We start from the raw sequence: 16,016 nt of genomic DNA on the forward strand, positions 1-16,016 counted from the left end.
GGGACGCCTGTGTCGGCGTGGCGTTCAGGGTAGGGAAAGCACGGGCCATCGCACAGCGTCTGCGCGGCGTCACTTTCCGGAGCCGGCGATGACCGCCGGTGACGGCATCCGGGACTGGACGACGCCCGGCCGACCTCCGCTGGTCCCCGAGGTCACCCTGCTGCTCGCCGAGGACATGCACCGCACGTGGTCGGCGATCGACGAGGAGGCGCCGCCGTTCTGGGCGTTCGCCTGGGTCGGCGGCCAGGCCCTCGCGCGCCACGTCCTCGACCACCCCGACCTCGTCCGGGGCCGCCGGGTGCTCGACCTCGCCTCGGGGTCGGGACTGGTCGCGATCGCCGCCCTGCGCGCGGGCGCCACCGCGGCGATCGCCTCGGACACCGACGCGCGGGCCCGCGCCGCGATCGTGCTCAACGCGCAGGCCAACGACGTCGAGATCGACGTGGTCGGCGACGTGCTGGACGCCGACGAGCCCCTCGACGTCGACCTCGTGCTCGCCGGCGACGTGTTCTACGAGCAGCCCATGGCCCGGCACGTCGAGCGCTTCTGCGACGAGGCGGTCGCGGCCGGCGTCGACGTCGTCGTCGGCGACCCCGGGCGCGAGTACCTGCCGCGGCGTCGCGTGACCGCGCTCGGGAGCTACGACGTCGTGGGGACCCTCGACCTCGAGGGCGGCGAGACGACCCGCACCACGGTCTACCGCTTCACCTGACATCCCCGCCGCGCTCCTGTAGAACCGTCACGGCTGACGGTCCCGTCGGCCGGAACGGGAGGTCGCGGTGCGCGCGGTACAGGTCGTCCGGCTCGACGGGCCGGACGCGGTGGAGGTCGCCGAGGTCGACGAGCCCACGGTCGGCGACGGCCAGGTGCTCATCGACGTGGAGGCGGCCGGCGTCGTCTTCCCCGACCTGCTGCTGTCCCGCGGCGAGTACCAGATGAAGCCCGACCTGCCCTTCCTGCTCGGCAGCGAGGTCGCGGGCACGGTGCGCGAGGCGCCGGACGGCTCCGGCTTCAGCGCCGGCGACCGCGTGGCCGCGATGCCGGTGCTCGGCGGGTTCGCCACGGCCGTCGCCGCCTCGACCGAGCTGGTGTTCCCGCTGCCCGACGCGGTGTCCTTCGACATCGGCGCCGGCCTGCCGATGAACTACCTGACCGCGCACTTCGTGCTCGAGACCCGCTGCCGCCTCGCCGAGGGCGAGACGGTGCTCGTGCACGGCGCCGCCGGCGGCGTGGGGGTCGCCTGCATCCAGTTCGCCAAGGCGCGCGGGGCGACGGTGATCGCCGTCGTGTCCTCCGAGGGCAAGGGCGAGGTCGCCCGGGCCGCCGGGGCCGACCACGCGGTGCTCGTCGAGGGGTTCAAGGACGCCGCCAAGGAGATCACCGGCGGCGCGGGCGTCGACGTCGTCGTCGACCCCGTCGGTGGCGACCGGTTCACCGACTCGCTGCGCTCCCTCGGCGACGACGGCCGTCTCGCGGTGGTCGGCTTCACCGCGGGCGACATCCCCACCGTCAAGGTCAACCGGCTGCTGCTGAACAACATCTCGGTCGTCGGCGCCGGCTGGGGGGCGTACGCCTCCAAGCGGACGGGCTTCATGCGCCGGCAGTGGGACGCGATGCTCGACGACATCGCGCAGGGGCGCCTCGCTCCGCCGATCAGCGCGACCTACCCGCTGGCCGAGGCGGCGTCGGCGATCAACGAGCTGGCCGAGCGGCGGGTCACCGGCAAGGTGATCGTCCACCCGCGGGAGCACTGAGGCGCCGTGGAGCTCGCGCACACCCGCACCGGGACCGGGGAGCCCGTGCTGCTCCTGCACGGGATCACGCACCGGCGTCAGGGCTGGGACCGCGTGGTGCCGCTGCTCGCGCAGGAGCGGGAGCTGTGGGCGGTCGACCTGCCGTCCCACGGCGACTCGCCCGATCTGCCCGGCGACTACGGCGGCGACATCGCCCCGCTCGCCGACGCGGTCGAGGCGTTCTGCGCCGCCCAGGGCCTCGACCGTCCCCACGCCGTCGGGAACTCGATGGGCGGCCTGGTCGCCCTCGAGCTCGCGGCGCGGGGCACGGTGCGGTCGGCGACCGCGCTCTCGCCCGCCGGGTTCTGGTCGCGGGCCGAGCGTGTGTACGCCCGCGCGATCCTCGGCGGGGCCCACGCCGCGCTGGCCGTGATCCCCTCGCAGCGCCTCGAGCGGATGCTCGCCACGCCGATCCTGCGCACCGCGCTGCTCGGCCTGCTGCTGGCCCACCCGTCGCGGATCGACCCCGTGGAGGTCGGCGCCGACCTCCAGGGCCTGAGCCACCCCCGCTCGTCGTTCGCGACGATGCTCGCCCACTTCGACACCTGGATCGCGCCGGCCCGCTCGGCCGTGCCGACGACGGTCGGCTGGGGCTCGCGGGACATGTTGCTGCCCCGCTGGCAGTCCGGGCGGCTGCGCCGCGCCCTGCCCGACGCCGCGGTCTACGTCCTGCCGGGCTGCGGGCACGTCCCGATGGGCGACGACCCCGCGCTCGTCGCCGACTTCATCCTCGCCGCGACGCGCCCGCGGGCGAGCCGCGCCGCCTGACGGGCCCCGCGGTGTGCCGACCCTCTTCCTGACCCGCGGGCTCCCCGCGTCGGGCAAGACGACCTGGGCGCGGGCACTGGTCGCCTCGCGCCGACCGGGTCGGATCGTGCGGGTCAACCGCGACGACCTGCGGCGCAGCATGGTCGACCCCGACTACGCGGCTCCGGTTGACGCGGTCGAGCGGATGATCTCCGCCGCGGAGCGCCGGCTGGTGCAGGGCATGCTGCAGGACGGGGTCGACGTCGTCGTCGACGCCACGAACCTGCGCGCGGCCGTGGCGCGGGGCTGGCTGGCGCTGGCCGAGGAGTGCGGGGCGGACTGGCACGTCGAGGACGTCGTCGCCGACCTCGAGGAGTGCGTGCGCCGCGACGCCGCGCGCCCGGAGCGCGAGCGTGTGGGGGAGGAGCGGCTGCGCGACCTGCACGCCCGCTTCGTGGATCCCGCGACCGGGCGCCTGCCGCCGCTCGCCCCGCCGCGTCGTCCCCTCCCGGAGGCCGAACCGTGCCAGCATGGACCCGTGGCCCACGAGAACGAGTGGTACTTCTGCCTCAAGCACCATCAGGTGGAGCCGTGGGACGGCTGCCGCGCCGCCGATCGCCTCGGTCCCTATCCCGACAAGGAGACCGCCGCGCACGCGCTCGAGATCGCCGAGCAGCGCAACAAGGCGGCGGACAAGTACGACGAGAGCTGATCCCTGCGGCGCCGGGCCCGGCTACCGGTACCAGCGCCGGTGGGCGGTGCGGGCGACGTCGGTGACGTCCGCGGCGAGCCGGTCGAGCCCGTCGCGCAGCCGCGCGGCGGGCAGCGACACCGCGATCGCGGCGCTCACCCGCCCGCCGGGATCGGCGATCGGGGCGCACACGCACGCGAAGCCCGCGGCGTACTCCTCGCGGTCGACCGCGTAGCCGTCGCGCCGCACGCGCGCGAGCTCGGCGTCGTAGGCGTCGGGCGAGGTGATCGTCGCGGGCGTGTAGGCCCGCCAGCGGCCCGGGTCCAGGCGGGCGCGGCGACCGGGGCGGTGCGCCACGAGGACCTTGCTGACCGCCAGGGCGTGCGCCATCGACGGCGGGATCCGCGCCGGGAGCTCGGGGACGAGCCCGAGACCCTGGTGCCCGCGGAGGTCGACGACGTCGATGTGGTCGTCGTCGGCCCACTCGACGAGGTAGGTCCAGGCGCGGGTGCGCCGGTAGAGATCGCTGACGGCGTCCGAGAGGACCTCGGGCAGGTCGCGCCGCGGCGCGGTCGGGACGGGCCGGAGGCGGTAGCCGCCGGCGGCCGTGCGCTCCACGTGGCCGGCCCGGAGCAGTCCCTGGACGACCGGGGTGCTCGGACGCCCGAGGTGGCCGCTCAGATCGGCGAGATCGACACCTTCGGGATGGGCGGCCAGCATGCGCAGGACACGGAGCGTGCCGGGCGCGACGAGACCGGAGGTCCCGGAGGTGGATCGTTCGGTCCGCATGTCGCCCGACCGGGGGAGCGGCACATCGATCGTCACGTCGAGTGATCTTAGAGAACCGGACAACGAGAAGGAACCGAGCTTCCCTGAGGGAAGCCTGGCACGTTCCCGAGCCGGTCGACCCCGAGCCGGTCGATCTCGAGCTAGTCGACCTCGAGCCGGGCGCCGCAGGACGGGCACCGCGTGGGCGGATCCTCGTCGGCCAGCCGCCCGCACTCGGCGCAGACCCGGTGCATCCAGCAGGCCGGGTCGCCGCCCAGGTCGTCGTCGGGCACATCGGTCACGGTGACCTCCCCGGGAATTCGGCACCGGACATGCAGAAAGCCCTGGCCGTCGACCATTCCAGGTCGCTGACCAGGGCTTCTGGGGTGGGCGATACTGGGATTGAACCAGTGACCCCTACCGTGTCAAGGTAGTGCTCTCCCACTGAGCTAATCGCCCGAGGCGCAGGCGGGAATCGAACCCGCGTACAGGGCTTTGCAGGCCCTTGCCTAAGCCACTCGGCCACTGCGCCAGGCATCCGGAGGTCGTCCGGCTCACCCTGGAGAAGTTGATGCCGAGGAGCCCTCCCGAGCGGACGACGGGACTCGAACCCGCGACCCTCACCTTGGCAAGGTGATGCGCTACCAGCTGCGCTACGTCCGCGTGTGGCCGGCGGGTTTCGGGGTTCCGGACCCGCCGTTGCCGACGAAGAGAACACTACTGCACCGTGCGCCCCCCGCTTCCCGCGGGGGGGGTCCGTCAGCTCGGATCGCTCGAGAGCAGCAGGCCCAGCGCGTGCTCCAGATCCAGCCAGTCGTCCTCGGCACCCGGGGCGACGATCTCGTGGGTGCGGGCGAGGAACTCCGACACCTCACGGCTCGCGGCACGGAAGGTGGCGTGGCCCGAGGGGGAGCTGAGCTCGATCTCGATCGACTCGGCGTCACCGTCGGAGGGGCGGATGCGGACGTCTCCCGCGCCCGAGGTGCCGAGCAGTCCCTCGGTGAGGAGGTCCCGCGAGAACACCCACTCCACCCATCCGGCGCGGCCCGTGCGGAACGCGGCCTGCACGGCGTACGGGTCGCGAGTGTCGTAACGCATCTCGACCTGGACGGGCACGGGCGGGTTCGGCGGACCGACGAGGTCGAAGACCGCCGTCGAGCGGATCGTCGTGTGGTCGTTGAGCATGTGGCTGCCTTTCGCACGCTGCTGTCGTTCGGGGAAACGACTGGCAAGCGACCCTGTGACGGCGGTTCACCCGGCTCACGCATGCATCACACCGGACGGGCAACCAATGGGCGACTTACCCGGTTCGGTTCCGTAACGAACCACCCACCCCGGCCGGGCGTCCGTGATTGCCCCGGGAGCACTAGCCTGACGCCTGTCTGACCCGGACATACACACCCGAGGAGAGGGTCGCCCAGTGACGGACGCGTCGCGAGGAGTCCCGGAGGCGGCTCCGGAGCGTGACGACGACGGTCTTGTTGGTGTGACCGATGCCACATTGCTCGAACAGATCGGCGAGCGCAGTGCGGACGCCCTCGCGCAGCTCTACGACCGGTTCGGACGCCCCGCGTACTCCCTGGCCCGTCGTATCTGTGTGGACGAGTCGCTGGCGGAGGACGTGGTGCAGGAAGCGTTCCTCGTGGTGTGGCGGGACCCCGGACGGTTCGACCCGGACCGCGGCGCGGTCTCGAGCTGGTTGCTGACCCTCGTGCACCACCGCGCCGTCGACGCGGTGCGGCGCGAGGCGACCCGCCGCAAGCGGACCGTGCCGCCCAGCCCCGACGGCGAGGAGTGGAACGTCCCGCCCGGGCCGGGCGCCGACCAGGCTGCCCTCGGGGCGGTCGTCGCCGGGAAGGTGCGTGACGCGCTCGGTCAGCTGCCGGCCGACCAGCGCGAGGCGCTCGCCCTGGCGTACTTCGGCGGCTACACCCAGCGCGAGGTGGCGAGCCTCGTCGGGATACCGCTGGGCACGGTGAAGTCCCGGATGTTCGCCGGGACCCAGAAGCTGCGGGCCCTCCTGGGCCCGCACGTCGAGGTGGACGAGGAGGGACGATGAGCGACAGGGCCGTCCCCGACTCCCACACCGGCGCCCACGACGCCCTCGCGGTGGGCTGGGCGCTGCACACCCTCGACCACGAGGAGGAGGCGGACTTCGCCGCCCACCTCGAGACCTGCCCGACCTGTCGGCAGACGGTCGACGAGACGCTGGAGACGCTCGGCGAGCTCGCCGAGGCCGTCGTCCCGGTGAGCCCGCCCCGCCACCTGCGTCGCCGGCTGCTCGACGCCGTGGCGGCCGAGTCGGCGGCGTCGGGCGAGGGCGTCGACCTGCCCGAGCTGACCGGCGCCCCGGTGGCGGAGCCGGCCGCTGCCGCGCCCGAGCCCGCCGCCGAGGAGCGGGAGGCGACCGTCGTGCCGCTCTCGCCGCGGCGGCGAGCCTCCCGCTGGCTCGCGGTGGCCGCGGTGGCCCTGGTCGTCGCGGCGGTCGGGGGCCTCGCCGTGGCCAACCAGTCCCTGCGCACCGAGCGCGACAACGCCGCCGCGGCGGCGGCCCAGGCCGAGCGCGACGCCTCCGTGGTCGACGTGCTCCGGGACGCGGGCACCCCGGCGTCACGCACGCGACGCTGGCCAGCCCCGACGGCGCGCTCGTCGGGCTCGTCGTCGACGACGGCAGCGGCGCCCGCGTGCTCACCAGCGGGCTCGGCGCCAACGGGGCCGACGAGGTCTACGTGCTCTGGGGCCTCGCCGACGGGACACCGCGGCCGCTGGGGACCTTCGACGTCACCCAGCAGACCCCGGCCGTGAGTTCCGTACCCTCGACGACGGCGGCGGTCCCGTTCGCCGGTTTCGCGGTGTCGATCGAGCCGGGCCGGACGGCGCCCGCCACGCCGACCCGAGTCGTCGCGAGTGGACAGGTGGGAACGTGAGCGAACCGGCCGAGCAGTCGACCGCGACCGCTGAGAAGGCGCCCACCGACGATCCGGCGACCGTCACCGCTCCGCCCCGACACCGCACCCTCCGCACGCGACTGCGGCACTTCCGCGCCCGCGTGCGCGGCAACCCGCGCGCCAACCTGATCTGGCGCATCGTCGTCGGCGTCCTCGGCGGCCTGGTCCTCGTCGCCGGCATCATCGCGATCCCGTACCCGGGCCCCGGCTGGCTGATCGTCTTCGCCGGCCTCGGCATCCTCGCCACCGAGTTCACCTGGGCCGGCCGGGTCCTGCGCTTCGCCCGGCACCACTACGACCGCTGGATGGCGTGGGTCGGACGGCAGAGCATCGTCGTCAAGTGCCTGCTCGGCCTGCTCACCTGCGCCATCGTCCTGGCGACCCTCTGGCTGCTCGGCGCCCCGTACCTCGTGGCCGAGCTGGTGGGCCTCGGGCACTGGACCTGGCTGCAGAGCCCGCTCTGATGATGGTCTAGTCTCGTCGAGGCCGCGGGCGATTAGCTCAGGGGTAGAGCGCTTCGTTCACACCGAAGAGGTCACTGGTTCGATACCAGTATCGCCCACGCACCAAGGCCCTGGTCACAGGCTCGCAAGAGCCGACGACCAGGGCCTTCGTCATGTCTGCCGAAGATCGATGCAGCAGGAATGCAGCAGCCATCAGCGGTCTCCCTCGTCGTCGGTGTCCTCGTCGTCGTCGCTGAGAGCGGCGAGGATGCGGTCGGTGTTGGCCGTCCGGCGGGTGTAGAGGTCGAGGGTCGTCGAGGCCCGCTCGTGGCCCATGACCCGCTGGACCATGTTCGGCGGGACGCCGTCGTCAACCAGCCACGTCGCGTATGAGTGGCGCAGGTCGTGGAAGCGCAGCCCGCCGTAGTGCCGGCGGGAGACCTCCATGACGGCCTGGTACTCGGTGCGCATCGTGATCTGGTCTTTCTCGCCGTCGCGGTCGGTCCAGCTCCCGACGAATCCGTCGTTGGCCCGCCGGACGTCGCCGATCATCCCGGCGCGCACGAGCGAAGGTCGCCAGACGCGGGCGCGGAACGCGGTGCGGCCGAGCGGTCCGTCGATCTCATTGGCGAAGACGGGCGAGGTCGGGGGAGTGGGCCACCGCTCGACGTGCTCGCCGATGAGTCGCCGCACCCAGGGCGGGAGCGGAATCTCGCGGCGGCCGGCGGCGGACTTCGGGAACGGCTTGAACGACCGGTGCCCGGCGACCTCCACCACGGTCCGGATCACCCGGAGCGTTCCGGCGTCGACGTCCAGGGCGTCGTCCATCAGCCCGGCCACTTCGCCCCAGCGGAGCCCGGCGCCGGCGGCGGTGGCGATCAGCGCTCGGTGGCGCTCGGGCACGACCGGGAGCAGCGTCCCGCGCAGCGCGGCCCGGCTGATGATCCGCTCGTCGGTGTCGGTCTTGCGGCGCTTCGGGATGCGAACGTCGAGGGCGGCGTTGAAGGCGATGAGCCGGTTACGCACCGCCGAGCCCAGCACGGCCGAGGTGAGTCGGTGGGCCTCGGCGACGGTGGCGCGTGAGCGGGTCCGGCCCATCTCGGTCACCCACGACTGGACCGACAGGTGGTCGATCTTGCCGAGCTGCCAGCGGCCCCATTGCGGGAGGACGTGAGTCCGCATCACCGACCTGTCGCGCGCCGAGGTCGTGTCCTCGGTGTTCCAGGACGCCATCCACGCCGCCGCGTGCTCGGCGAAGGTGGTCCGGCCTGCGTGCGGAGAGACGTAGACGCCACGGCTCTTGGCCGCCTCGGTCTCGGCAAGGAACGTGTCGGCGTCCTTCTTGGTGGGAAAGGTCTTGGACCGCTGGTAGCCGGCGGGGTCGCGCCAGAACACGCGCCACTTGCGGTTCTCGACCTTCTGGACCCAGCCCATCAGGCCGCGTCCTTCTCGCGTCCGTTGAGCCAAGCGTGAAAGCGCTCGCGGGGAATCAGCCAGCGCCGGCCCATCCGAACGGCGGGGATACGGCCCTCGCGGACCGCAAGGTACGTGGCGCTTCGAGCAGTGCCGAGAAGCCGTGCGACTTCCTCCACGCTGTAGGTCAGTTGTTCCATGGGTCAGTCCTCCGTGGTAATGCGGCCGAGGTGGCCGAGCTCGTTGTGGGCGCGGTCGAGGAAGGCCCCGACATCGGCGACCAGGCCGCGGGCATCGGTGAGGGCGCCGTGGGCGTGGCACAGCGCGACCGCCGGGTCGTGGCCGCGGTCGTCGAAGTAGCCGGCGGGGTCGGCCCGGCGGAGCTGATCGCTCAGGAAGTCGAGGAGCTGGCCGTGTCGGTGCACCAGGACGCCGACGTGGCCGACGACGTCGTAGGCGTCGTTGGCTGCGAACGGGGCCTGCATCGTGGCGTGGTTGGCCTCGCGGACGGTCTCGGCCGCTTCGGCGACACAGCCGGCGAGGCTGAGGGGCTTGTCGTTCATCGGGTCTCCTCGTGGAGGTTCGCGGCGCGGTCTGTGGCGGCGCCGAGCTGGTGGGCGAACTCGGCGGTGCCGCTGGTGACGGCCGGACCGAGGGTCGGGAAGGCGGCGAACACCAGCCCGGCGGTGAGCAGACCGGCGAACAGCGCGGGGGCGGTCTTGTGGCTCTTGACCAGCAGCGCGGTGACGAGCCCGGCGATCACGATCAGCGCGAAGAGGCTCATCAGGCGGCCCGCCCGGTGGTCTCGATGCGCTGGACGTACTCGCGGTAACCGCCGAGAAACGGCACCCGCATGCGGGTCAGCGGACGTCCGGGGCCAGAGACCAGAGCCACGCCCTTATCGGCAACGGCATGAGTGCCGGCATGCTCGCGGGCGTCCTCGCCGTGCAGCATCACCAGCGAGTCGGTCGGCACCGAGAACGAGATGCGCAGCCCGAACTGGTCGCGGACGTATCCGCCGCCCACGGCGGTGGCCTCGAAACGCTGGGCCAGCATCAGCACCCGGAGCCCGTACTTGCCTCCTTCGGCCACCATGGCCTTCACAGCCATGCGGATGCGTTGCCCGAGCGGGTTGGCCTTGCTCGACTGGGCGTCGGCGAGGTCGAGCAGCTGCGGGTACTCCTCCAGCACGCAGAGGATCACCGGGCAGTCGGCCCTGGTGGTGACTCGGTCGGTGTAACGGCCCATGCGGTCTCGCCGGCTGCGCATGACCCCGACGAGGCGGTCGAGGTGGTCGGCGTGGGCGGCCACGTCCTCGGCAGCCGATCCGGTGGACTGCCACTCGCGGTGTGCGGTGCCGTCCCACGGGCGGCCGAGCAGCAGGTCGGTGTGATCCACGCCGGCCACCAGGACGTCAGCGGCCGCGGCGAGCGAGGACAGCCACCCGTAACAGGCGGAGGTCTTCCCCGAGCGGGTCATGCCCTGCACCGCGACGTGCACCGCCTCAGAGATGGCATGCCCGAGGGTTGTGGCAGCCTCGTCGCGGCCCAGGAGAAGCCATTCGGTAGCCGAGCCCAGCGAGAACGGCGGCAACGCAAACCCATCGGAGAGCGGGTCGCGGTCCAGCAGCGTCACCTTCGCGTAGCGGCCGGCCAGCGGCTCGACGCGCAGACCCGCGCCGCCGAGGGACTCGGCGAGGCGTGCTCCTTGTTCGGCGATGTCGGCACAGCGCTGTCCGGGCATCAGCTCGACGGTGAACGTGACCGGCGGCCCGACGGTGACGTGGCGGACGTAGGGGGTGCGGACGAACAGGCCGGTGGGGGTGTCGATCCACTGGCAGACCCGCAGCGCTTCGCAGGCGTCGCGGAACTCCCAGCGCACGGCGGCGGCGTAGCGGGAGCACTCCTCGAGGTAGCGCCGCTCTTCGAACCAGGCGCGCCGGCGGTCGAGCAGCCGGCCCAGCCCGGAGCGGCGGCCGGCGTCGCCGTCGCAGACCGGCCGGCGAGGCGCGAGAGCGCCGTTGTGGTCGGTGGTCATCGCATCCTCCCCATGGAGCCGCGCCCGCGGGCGTCGTGGTTCTGGAACCGGCCGCCCTTGCCCCGACACATCGGGCAGCGGCCGGACTTGGTCGTCCAGCCCTTGCGGCCCCAGCTGCGGTAGCGGGAGCGACCGGAGCCCTGGCATCCGGCGCACCAGTGGAAGCCGCCTGCCCTCCAACCGGGAGCGCGGAGCGGGCGGGGCATCAGGCCGCCCCCCGCTCGATGCAGGCCGGGCACACTTCGCCGTCGACCGCGGGCATCGGGAACAGCAGCGAGCACGCCGGGCACATCGGCTCGGCGTCGGCGACCGGATCGGGCACGCCTGCCAGGCGCAGCGGGCGCATCAGGCGACGCTCGCCCGGAGTGGTGGCCGCCCAGATGCCGTAGTCCTGACCGGAGTCCAGCGCCCAGGCCAAGCACTCACGCTGCACCGGGCAGAACCGGCACACCTGCCGGGCAGCGGCCACCTGCTCCTGCACCGCGGAGCTCTCGTCGAGGCCCTGGCCCTCGTCGGGTGGGAAGAACAGCTCCGGGTCCTGGCTGCGGCAGGAGCCGCGGGTCTGCCAGCGCATCACGCCGCCTCACCCTCGGACGAGCGCCGGGTCGGGCGCGGGGCCGAGACCGCGGCGGGGGCGATGGCGTCGGCGGTGAAGGAGACCTCGACGCCCTTGCCGCCGTTGCGGGCCTGACGAACCTTCGCGTTCAGACCGGGCAGCTCCACTGGCGAGTAGGGCACCAGCTCCGGCACTTCGTGCGAGGCCACCCGGACCCCGTGCAGCTCGTGACGGCCGTCGCGGCCGGTCGGCAGCATCACGTCGTAGATCCGCACTGGCGCGTTGGTGGCCTCGTCGATCAGCGGCTGGCCCGAGGAGCGGCGGCCGTTCGGGCCGTCCTCCCAGCGCTCCATGGTCTGCGCGTGGCCCGTGGCGATGGCCTGCATCTGTCCGGTGTCGATCGGCGCGTTGAATTCGAACATTTCTTCGCCATCCCCTCTGTGTGTCACCGCCGTATGCGGCGACAGAAACAGCTTGGGATGCGGCCCCTTAATGCGTCACCTACGCTTCCCTGTACGCCCGCGGCCCGATTCGACGGGAGCCACTTGCGCGCACGCAAACACCCTTGTTCCGCGCGGTCGTCTTGTCTAGAATAGAGACAGTTGCTCGCCCGCGAATTTGAGGATCACGGCTATGGCTGTCGCACCGAAATCCTTGGCGCGGATCGCCGAGTCGTCCGGCTTCGGAATGGCTGACGTCGCGTTTCTCGCCGGACTCGACGAGAGCACCGTGTGTCGGCTCTGGGACAACCCGGACTGGCTCGATCGCGTCAAGGGCAGCTCGCTGCAGGCCATCGTGGCGGTCGTGCCTGGAGTCGGTGAGTACGTCCTGGGCTACTCGCTCGCAGACCGTCGCAACAGGCTCGCCGACCGTCTCAGCGCCCAGGACGTCGAGGTCGACACCCGGGCCTTCCGTCGGCTCGTCCAGGAGCGCCGGGTCCCCGAGCAGTACCTGAGCAACGCACTCGACACCGCCGCGTGCGTGATGGACGGGGATATCCGGCAGGCCGCCGCTCACCTGGCCCGCTTCTGGGGCCGGGAGCAGGATTACGCGCTCGGCTTCGTGTTCGGCACGAACGACAGCGATGCTCTGCTGGTCGACGCCGGCCCGCTCGTCGCAGCAGCTTCGACCATGGTCGATCAGCTCAGCGGTCGCTCGAATTCGTTCCACGCGATCGTGGCGCAGGCCAACCTGATGCACCACATCTCGCGGAGCACCGGAGAGCCGGCGAGCGTCGAGGCCGGGGAGGTCAGCCGCAACACCGCACTCGCGTTCCGCAGCTCAGTGATCGGCCAGATCATGGCGACCAACGACGCCGACCTGGCCGCCGGCTACAGCCGGTCAGTGAAGTCCTCCCCGCTACTGGCGATGGTCGAGGACTGGGCGTTCCCCACCTACACGCACGACGCCAAGCCCACACCCGACTTCTCCCTGCCGCGGTCCCTGCTGCTCCGACACACGGCAGACGAGGTGATCCGCGAGGTCGAGGGCTACAACGACGCGTACCTGATCTACCTCGCGAAGACGTCTATCCCGACGATCGTGGGCCGCGACGAGACGTTCGGACTCCGCCGCGACGACCTCCGTGCGTCGCTGCGAGCGCGCCGTGAGCGGGTCTCTCTGCCGGAGGCGGCAACCGCCTGCGACGCTATCCTCACGGAGCTTGAGGGCACGGCGAGCGTTCGCGGAGGCAGCAGCTTTGACCAGCAGTGGTAGCGGGTCCGACACCTACGCGCAGAATGCCGACTTCTGGGTCAAGATCATCCGCGAGGGTCTGGACCGCTACCGCACCGAGCTGACGAACGATGCGGTGCTCGACGCCGTCGCCCCGTGCGAGGGTCTCGACGTGCTCGACGCCGGCTGCGGCGAGGGCTACATGGGTCGGCTCCTCGCTGAGCGAGGAGCGCGGGTCGTCGGTGTCGATATCTCCGACTCTCTGATCACCGCTGCCAGAGCGCACGAGGACGCTGAGCGCCTGGGCCTGCGGTACACGGTCGCGAGCCTCGAAGACCTTCCAGAGCCGGACGACAGCTTCGACCTCGTCGTCTGCAATCACGTCCTGAGCGATGTGGCAGACCCAGGACGGGCGCTCGTTGAGTTAGGACGGGTTCTTCGCCCGGGCGGGAGGCTTGTCGCGCTCATGCTTCATCCCTGCTTCTACACAGCTCACGCCGAACGCGATGCCTCGGGCTCCATTCCCGTGTCGACCTACTTCACGGAACGAACCATCTCGCAGCCTTTCAACGTGGCCGGCATTGAGTCTCCCGACGAGGTTCATATGAACTTTCGTCCGCTGGAGTTCTATGCCGCGGCGCTCACTGCAGCGGGCTTCTTGATCGCAGGCCTGAATGAGCCGCACCCGTCCGCACAGCGAATTCAGTCCGACGAGTGGTGGCGAAACAATTTCAAGAAGCCGCTATTCCTGCTGATCACTGCTATCCGCGCCGGACAGTAATCACTCCTCCTCTACTTGACCACCGAGAATCGGCGGAACTGTCGCATCGTCTCGGGTCAAGCTCCGCTCGCACGAGGCGTACCACGTCCGAGGGGAATCCGAGCTGCTTCCGTCGAGGAGTTCAGTGGAGGCAACCACGAGGCGAAGCCATAAGCGATCGAGGTAAGTCTTTGTTGCGATGCGAACCCCAAAGCTTCCGCCGCTGCTCAGTCGCACCGCCGGCTGGTCTCCGACTGCAACATCTCGACCCAAGCGGACCCCTGGCGCCAGGCGGCAGCTACCAGTTGCCTCCTCGACGATCGGCCTGACTTCGTAGATGCCGCGCGCTTCTGTCACCTTGACGCGGAGAATCCACTCCCCGAGTTTGTCGGCCTTTTCGAGTGTGATCCGCAAAGCCGGCGCGTCTTGGTCATCCCGCAGTCCCTGCGAGATGCTGACTTGTTCCGCTGCGTACCGGGCCTGCGATCGCGCGACCGCGAGGGACTGCTGTGCCGCGTCTGCGCTGTCTCGTCCAGCACGGGCCGCCCGTGCTGCCGACATCGCAGCCCAAGCGCTCAGTCCTGCTGATACGACAAGAGCGACAAGCGCAATCACGTCCCCGACATCCATCGTCCCCCCCCAACATCTCCTAGGCCGGCTCCTCCGGGTGCGGCGGGGCGTCGGCGAGGCCCTGCGCGAACGGCGGCCCGTCCGCGGGGACCGGGTCGTCAGGCGGTCGAGGTGGGACCGGAAGCCCCGCGGACCTGAGTCGAAGCAACGCCTCATGCGCGGCAGCGTCCAGCGACTGGCCCGCTGGTACGTAACGGATCGCGCCGACCAACGTGGCATGCAGGTCGTCGTAGTTCGGACCTTTGGCCGACCCGGCTCTCCTCGTGACCTCGTCCTCGCTCACAGCGACGAGAGAGTACCTACCGGCGCTGAGCAGCTATATGGTGATGGCCCTTAGCTGTCGGAGGTGTGCCAAGGGCCGAACCCGAGAGTCCGCGCCCCAGTAGTCGCCGCCACTGCCCGCCGTCGTCGTCGCGGGTCGTCGGCCAGGGCACCCGCAGCCCACGCGCCGCCCACGACGCGCCGCGCAGGAACCCGACGGTGACGATGTTGTTCGCGACCCCGATCTCCAGCCGTGGCGTGCAGGCCGCGATCGTGATCGGGCTGGGGCTCTACACCGCGTACAACGTTGCGGCGACAGTGGCGTCGTTTCCCGCCGGGCACCTGCAAGCTAGAAGACCCCGACGCCAGGGCGCCCAAGTTCTAGCCCGTGCCCGCCGGACCCGACGGAGGACAACCCTTGTCATTTGCACTTCCGGCCATTCTTACCGGCGTCTTCACGCTAATCGGCGGCCTAGGTGGCGTGCTCCTAACTGGCTCCATCAATAGACGGAACGAAGTGGCAAAGCAGAGGCGAGAGGACGATCGTCGTTGGCTGGAAGACCGACGCAAGTTATACGCCGAGTACTTAGGATTGGCGGAAGATCTCTTGCAGGAGATTGACGGGACCGCGATCTTTCTCGCCTACGATCAGAACGCCGGTGCGCCGAGCGAGGAAGATAAACAGCTCGTCGACCAAGGCGTCTTTGAGTTCCGGGTGCGACTGGATGAGGAGTTGGAGCCGGCACTGCGACAAGTACAGCTAATCGCGTCGGCGGATGTGGTGGACCTTGCTGGCCGAGTCTCGGCGGCCCTCTCGGAGGTCGCAGAGGAGTCGGCTTCGGACGGCTATTTCATGGATCACGTACCGTGGTGGTTCAAGACCCAGGAAATGATCCACTTCATGCGGAACGCCATGCGGGAGGAACTCGGAATCAGTGCACTACCTAGCGGGCATCTTCACCCAGGGATGAACCGCGAGGACAAGGAATGGCCCTGGCTCCCGGCGGAGCAATACAAGTCTGCGTATGCCAAGAAGGGTACTCGTCGTCCAGGCGCAACAAGAGAAGACGAGGAAGGTGTCAGCCAGACCAGTTGATCCCCGCCCGTAGCAGGGGGATATGCTCAGCGAATGACGCCAAGTGGGCACAGGCCTCCTCACAGTGCGTTCCGTGGGACTAGTAGTGCTCCCGAGCCAGTGCACAAGACACCGTTAGATGATACTCCGCCGCTTTCGCTAACGCGGCTATCGGAATCCGGACAGCTTGGGGTGGTTCGGGACTCTCTTGCTCTTGTCG

Annotated in this window: 20 protein-coding genes, 4 tRNA genes and 1 pseudogene; 12 read left to right on the forward strand and 13 right to left on the reverse strand. The window is 70.9% G+C overall.

Annotated elements, in window-relative coordinates; translation table 11 throughout:
• Nucleotides 1-88 precede the first annotated feature (88 nt).
• From ACQPYN_RS12655 to ACQPYN_RS12670, 4 genes are all read left to right on the forward strand, one after another.
• Complete coding sequence (locus ACQPYN_RS12655) at nucleotides 89-712, forward strand: class I SAM-dependent methyltransferase (protein WP_433037285.1); 624 nt, start codon at nucleotides 89-91, stop codon at nucleotides 710-712.
• A gap of 67 nt (nucleotides 713-779) precedes the next feature.
• Nucleotides 780-1,754 carry an NADPH:quinone oxidoreductase family protein gene (locus tag ACQPYN_RS12660; RefSeq protein WP_433037288.1) on the forward strand — a complete coding sequence of 325 codons (975 nt, stop codon included), beginning with the start codon at nucleotides 780-782 and terminating at the stop codon, nucleotides 1,752-1,754.
• Between the two features lie 6 nt (nucleotides 1,755-1,760).
• On the forward strand, nucleotides 1,761-2,561 hold the full coding sequence (locus ACQPYN_RS12665; protein ID WP_433037290.1) for an alpha/beta fold hydrolase: 801 nt from the start codon (nucleotides 1,761-1,763) through the stop codon (nucleotides 2,559-2,561).
• A 13-nt stretch (nucleotides 2,562-2,574) separates the two neighbouring features.
• On the forward strand, nucleotides 2,575-3,252 hold the full coding sequence (locus ACQPYN_RS12670; protein WP_433037293.1) for an AAA family ATPase: 678 nt from the start codon (nucleotides 2,575-2,577) through the stop codon (nucleotides 3,250-3,252).
• Between the two features lie 21 nt (nucleotides 3,253-3,273).
• Here ACQPYN_RS12670 and ACQPYN_RS12675 read toward each other — a convergent pair whose 3' ends face one another.
• The 6 genes from ACQPYN_RS12675 to ACQPYN_RS12700 all read right to left on the reverse strand — a co-directional run bounded on the left by ACQPYN_RS12675 (nucleotide 3,274) and on the right by ACQPYN_RS12700 (nucleotide 5,184).
• A complete protein-coding gene (locus ACQPYN_RS12675) occupies nucleotides 3,274-4,056 on the reverse strand; it encodes an IclR family transcriptional regulator (RefSeq protein ID WP_433037296.1) in 783 nt (260 codons plus the stop codon).
• Nucleotides 4,057-4,160: 104 nt separating this feature from the next.
• Nucleotides 4,161-4,301 carry a hypothetical protein gene (locus ACQPYN_RS12680; protein ID WP_433037299.1) on the reverse strand — a complete coding sequence of 47 codons (141 nt, stop codon included), beginning with the start codon at nucleotides 4,299-4,301 and terminating at the stop codon, nucleotides 4,161-4,163.
• A gap of 85 nt (nucleotides 4,302-4,386) precedes the next feature.
• Nucleotides 4,387-4,458 (reverse strand) — tRNA-Val (locus tag ACQPYN_RS12685).
• Nucleotide 4,459: 1 nt separating this feature from the next.
• A tRNA-Cys gene (locus ACQPYN_RS12690) sits at nucleotides 4,460-4,531 on the reverse strand.
• A 58-nt stretch (nucleotides 4,532-4,589) separates the two neighbouring features.
• Nucleotides 4,590-4,662, reverse strand: a tRNA-Gly gene (locus tag ACQPYN_RS12695).
• A gap of 96 nt (nucleotides 4,663-4,758) precedes the next feature.
• The gene (locus tag ACQPYN_RS12700; protein ID WP_433037302.1) at nucleotides 4,759-5,184 is read right to left on the reverse strand and encodes an SsgA family sporulation/cell division regulator; all 426 of its coding nucleotides are present in this window, start codon (nucleotides 5,182-5,184) and stop codon (nucleotides 4,759-4,761) included.
• 301 nt (nucleotides 5,185-5,485) lie between these two features.
• On the opposite strand from ACQPYN_RS12700, the gene ACQPYN_RS12705 reads away from it, so the two are divergent.
• From ACQPYN_RS12705 to ACQPYN_RS12725, 5 genes and pseudogenes are all read left to right on the forward strand, one after another.
• Nucleotides 5,486-6,058 carry an RNA polymerase sigma factor gene (locus ACQPYN_RS12705; protein ID WP_433037305.1) on the forward strand — a complete coding sequence of 191 codons (573 nt, stop codon included), beginning with the start codon at nucleotides 5,486-5,488 and terminating at the stop codon, nucleotides 6,056-6,058.
• A pseudogene (locus tag ACQPYN_RS12710) lies at nucleotides 6,055-6,180 on the forward strand (hypothetical protein); the annotation flags it as partial. The gene ACQPYN_RS12705 and the pseudogene ACQPYN_RS12710, both read left to right, overlap by 4 nt.
• Before the next feature lie 263 nt (nucleotides 6,181-6,443).
• The gene (locus ACQPYN_RS12715) at nucleotides 6,444-6,926 is read left to right on the forward strand and encodes an anti-sigma factor domain-containing protein (RefSeq protein WP_433038861.1); all 483 of its coding nucleotides are present in this window, start codon (nucleotides 6,444-6,446) and stop codon (nucleotides 6,924-6,926) included.
• Nucleotides 6,923-7,411: a TIGR02611 family protein gene (locus tag ACQPYN_RS12720; protein WP_433037307.1), complete on the forward strand. Its 489-nt coding sequence runs from the start codon at nucleotides 6,923-6,925 to the stop codon at nucleotides 7,409-7,411. Before ACQPYN_RS12715 ends, ACQPYN_RS12720 begins: the two co-directional genes overlap by 4 nt.
• Before the next feature lie 26 nt (nucleotides 7,412-7,437).
• Nucleotides 7,438-7,509, forward strand: a tRNA-Val gene (locus tag ACQPYN_RS12725).
• Nucleotides 7,510-7,603: 94 nt separating this feature from the next.
• Here the strand turns inward: ACQPYN_RS12725 and ACQPYN_RS12730 are convergent.
• From ACQPYN_RS12730 to ACQPYN_RS12760, 7 genes are all read right to left on the reverse strand, one after another.
• Nucleotides 7,604-8,824: a tyrosine-type recombinase/integrase gene (locus ACQPYN_RS12730; RefSeq protein WP_433037309.1), complete on the reverse strand. Its 1,221-nt coding sequence runs from the start codon at nucleotides 8,822-8,824 to the stop codon at nucleotides 7,604-7,606.
• Nucleotides 8,824-9,003 (reverse strand): excisionase family DNA-binding protein, encoded by a 180-nt coding sequence (locus ACQPYN_RS12735; protein ID WP_433037311.1) that lies wholly within the window; start codon nucleotides 9,001-9,003, stop codon nucleotides 8,824-8,826. The genes ACQPYN_RS12730 and ACQPYN_RS12735 overlap by 1 nt, the downstream gene beginning before the upstream one ends.
• Before the next feature lie 3 nt (nucleotides 9,004-9,006).
• Nucleotides 9,007-9,366 carry a hypothetical protein gene (locus ACQPYN_RS12740; protein WP_433037314.1) on the reverse strand — a complete coding sequence of 120 codons (360 nt, stop codon included), beginning with the start codon at nucleotides 9,364-9,366 and terminating at the stop codon, nucleotides 9,007-9,009.
• Nucleotides 9,363-9,587 carry a hypothetical protein gene (locus ACQPYN_RS12745; protein ID WP_433037317.1) on the reverse strand — a complete coding sequence of 75 codons (225 nt, stop codon included), beginning with the start codon at nucleotides 9,585-9,587 and terminating at the stop codon, nucleotides 9,363-9,365. The genes ACQPYN_RS12740 and ACQPYN_RS12745 overlap by 4 nt, the downstream gene beginning before the upstream one ends.
• A complete protein-coding gene (locus tag ACQPYN_RS12750) occupies nucleotides 9,587-10,840 on the reverse strand; it encodes a hypothetical protein (protein ID WP_433037320.1) in 1,254 nt (417 codons plus the stop codon). Before ACQPYN_RS12750 ends, ACQPYN_RS12745 begins: the two co-directional genes overlap by 1 nt.
• Nucleotides 10,841-11,045: 205 nt before the next feature.
• Nucleotides 11,046-11,414: a WhiB family transcriptional regulator gene (locus ACQPYN_RS12755; RefSeq protein WP_433038863.1), complete on the reverse strand. Its 369-nt coding sequence runs from the start codon at nucleotides 11,412-11,414 to the stop codon at nucleotides 11,046-11,048.
• On the reverse strand, nucleotides 11,414-11,818 hold the full coding sequence (locus tag ACQPYN_RS12760) for a hypothetical protein (protein ID WP_433037323.1): 405 nt from the start codon (nucleotides 11,816-11,818) through the stop codon (nucleotides 11,414-11,416). Before ACQPYN_RS12760 ends, ACQPYN_RS12755 begins: the two co-directional genes overlap by 1 nt.
• Before the next feature lie 211 nt (nucleotides 11,819-12,029).
• Here ACQPYN_RS12760 and ACQPYN_RS12765 point away from each other — a divergent pair, with 211 nt between their 5' ends.
• The 3 genes from ACQPYN_RS12765 to ACQPYN_RS12775 all read left to right on the forward strand — a co-directional run bounded on the left by ACQPYN_RS12765 (nucleotide 12,030) and on the right by ACQPYN_RS12775 (nucleotide 15,817).
• Nucleotides 12,030-13,112 (forward strand): hypothetical protein, encoded by a 1,083-nt coding sequence (locus ACQPYN_RS12765; protein WP_433037325.1) that lies wholly within the window; start codon nucleotides 12,030-12,032, stop codon nucleotides 13,110-13,112.
• On the forward strand, nucleotides 13,096-13,851 hold the full coding sequence (locus ACQPYN_RS12770) for a class I SAM-dependent methyltransferase (RefSeq protein WP_433037328.1): 756 nt from the start codon (nucleotides 13,096-13,098) through the stop codon (nucleotides 13,849-13,851). Before ACQPYN_RS12765 ends, ACQPYN_RS12770 begins: the two co-directional genes overlap by 17 nt.
• Nucleotides 13,852-15,109: 1,258 nt before the next feature.
• Nucleotides 15,110-15,817: a hypothetical protein gene (locus ACQPYN_RS12775; protein ID WP_433037331.1), complete on the forward strand. Its 708-nt coding sequence runs from the start codon at nucleotides 15,110-15,112 to the stop codon at nucleotides 15,815-15,817.
• Nucleotides 15,818-16,016 lie beyond the last annotated feature (199 nt).

The sequence above is a fragment of the Actinomycetospora sp. CA-053990 genome (assembly GCF_050948445.1).
GTDB lineage: Bacteria > Actinomycetota > Actinomycetes > Mycobacteriales > Pseudonocardiaceae > Actinomycetospora > Actinomycetospora callitridis.

Bases quoted from the DNA above. Each gene is read 5' to 3' on its own strand.
- ACQPYN_RS12750 (WP_433037320.1), bottom strand. From the start codon at position 10,840: ATGACCACCGACCACAACGGCGCTCTCGCGCCTCGCCGGCCGGTCTGC.
- ACQPYN_RS12735 (WP_433037311.1), bottom strand. From the start codon at position 9,003: ATGGAACAACTGACCTACAGCGTGGAGGAAGTCGCACGGCTTCTCGGC.
- ACQPYN_RS12745 (WP_433037317.1), bottom strand. From the start codon at position 9,587: ATGAGCCTCTTCGCGCTGATCGTGATCGCCGGGCTCGTCACCGCGCTG.
- ACQPYN_RS12755 (WP_433038863.1), bottom strand. From the start codon at position 11,414: ATGCGCTGGCAGACCCGCGGCTCCTGCCGCAGCCAGGACCCGGAGCTG.
- ACQPYN_RS12765 (WP_433037325.1), top strand. From the start codon at position 12,030: ATGGCTGTCGCACCGAAATCCTTGGCGCGGATCGCCGAGTCGTCCGGC.
- ACQPYN_RS12740 (WP_433037314.1), bottom strand. From the start codon at position 9,366: ATGAACGACAAGCCCCTCAGCCTCGCCGGCTGTGTCGCCGAAGCGGCC.
- ACQPYN_RS12700 (WP_433037302.1), bottom strand. From the start codon at position 5,184: ATGCTCAACGACCACACGACGATCCGCTCGACGGCGGTCTTCGACCTC.
- ACQPYN_RS12730 (WP_433037309.1), bottom strand. From the start codon at position 8,824: ATGGGCTGGGTCCAGAAGGTCGAGAACCGCAAGTGGCGCGTGTTCTGG.
- ACQPYN_RS12760 (WP_433037323.1), bottom strand. From the start codon at position 11,818: ATGTTCGAATTCAACGCGCCGATCGACACCGGACAGATGCAGGCCATC.
- ACQPYN_RS12655 (WP_433037285.1), top strand. From the start codon at position 89: ATGACCGCCGGTGACGGCATCCGGGACTGGACGACGCCCGGCCGACCT.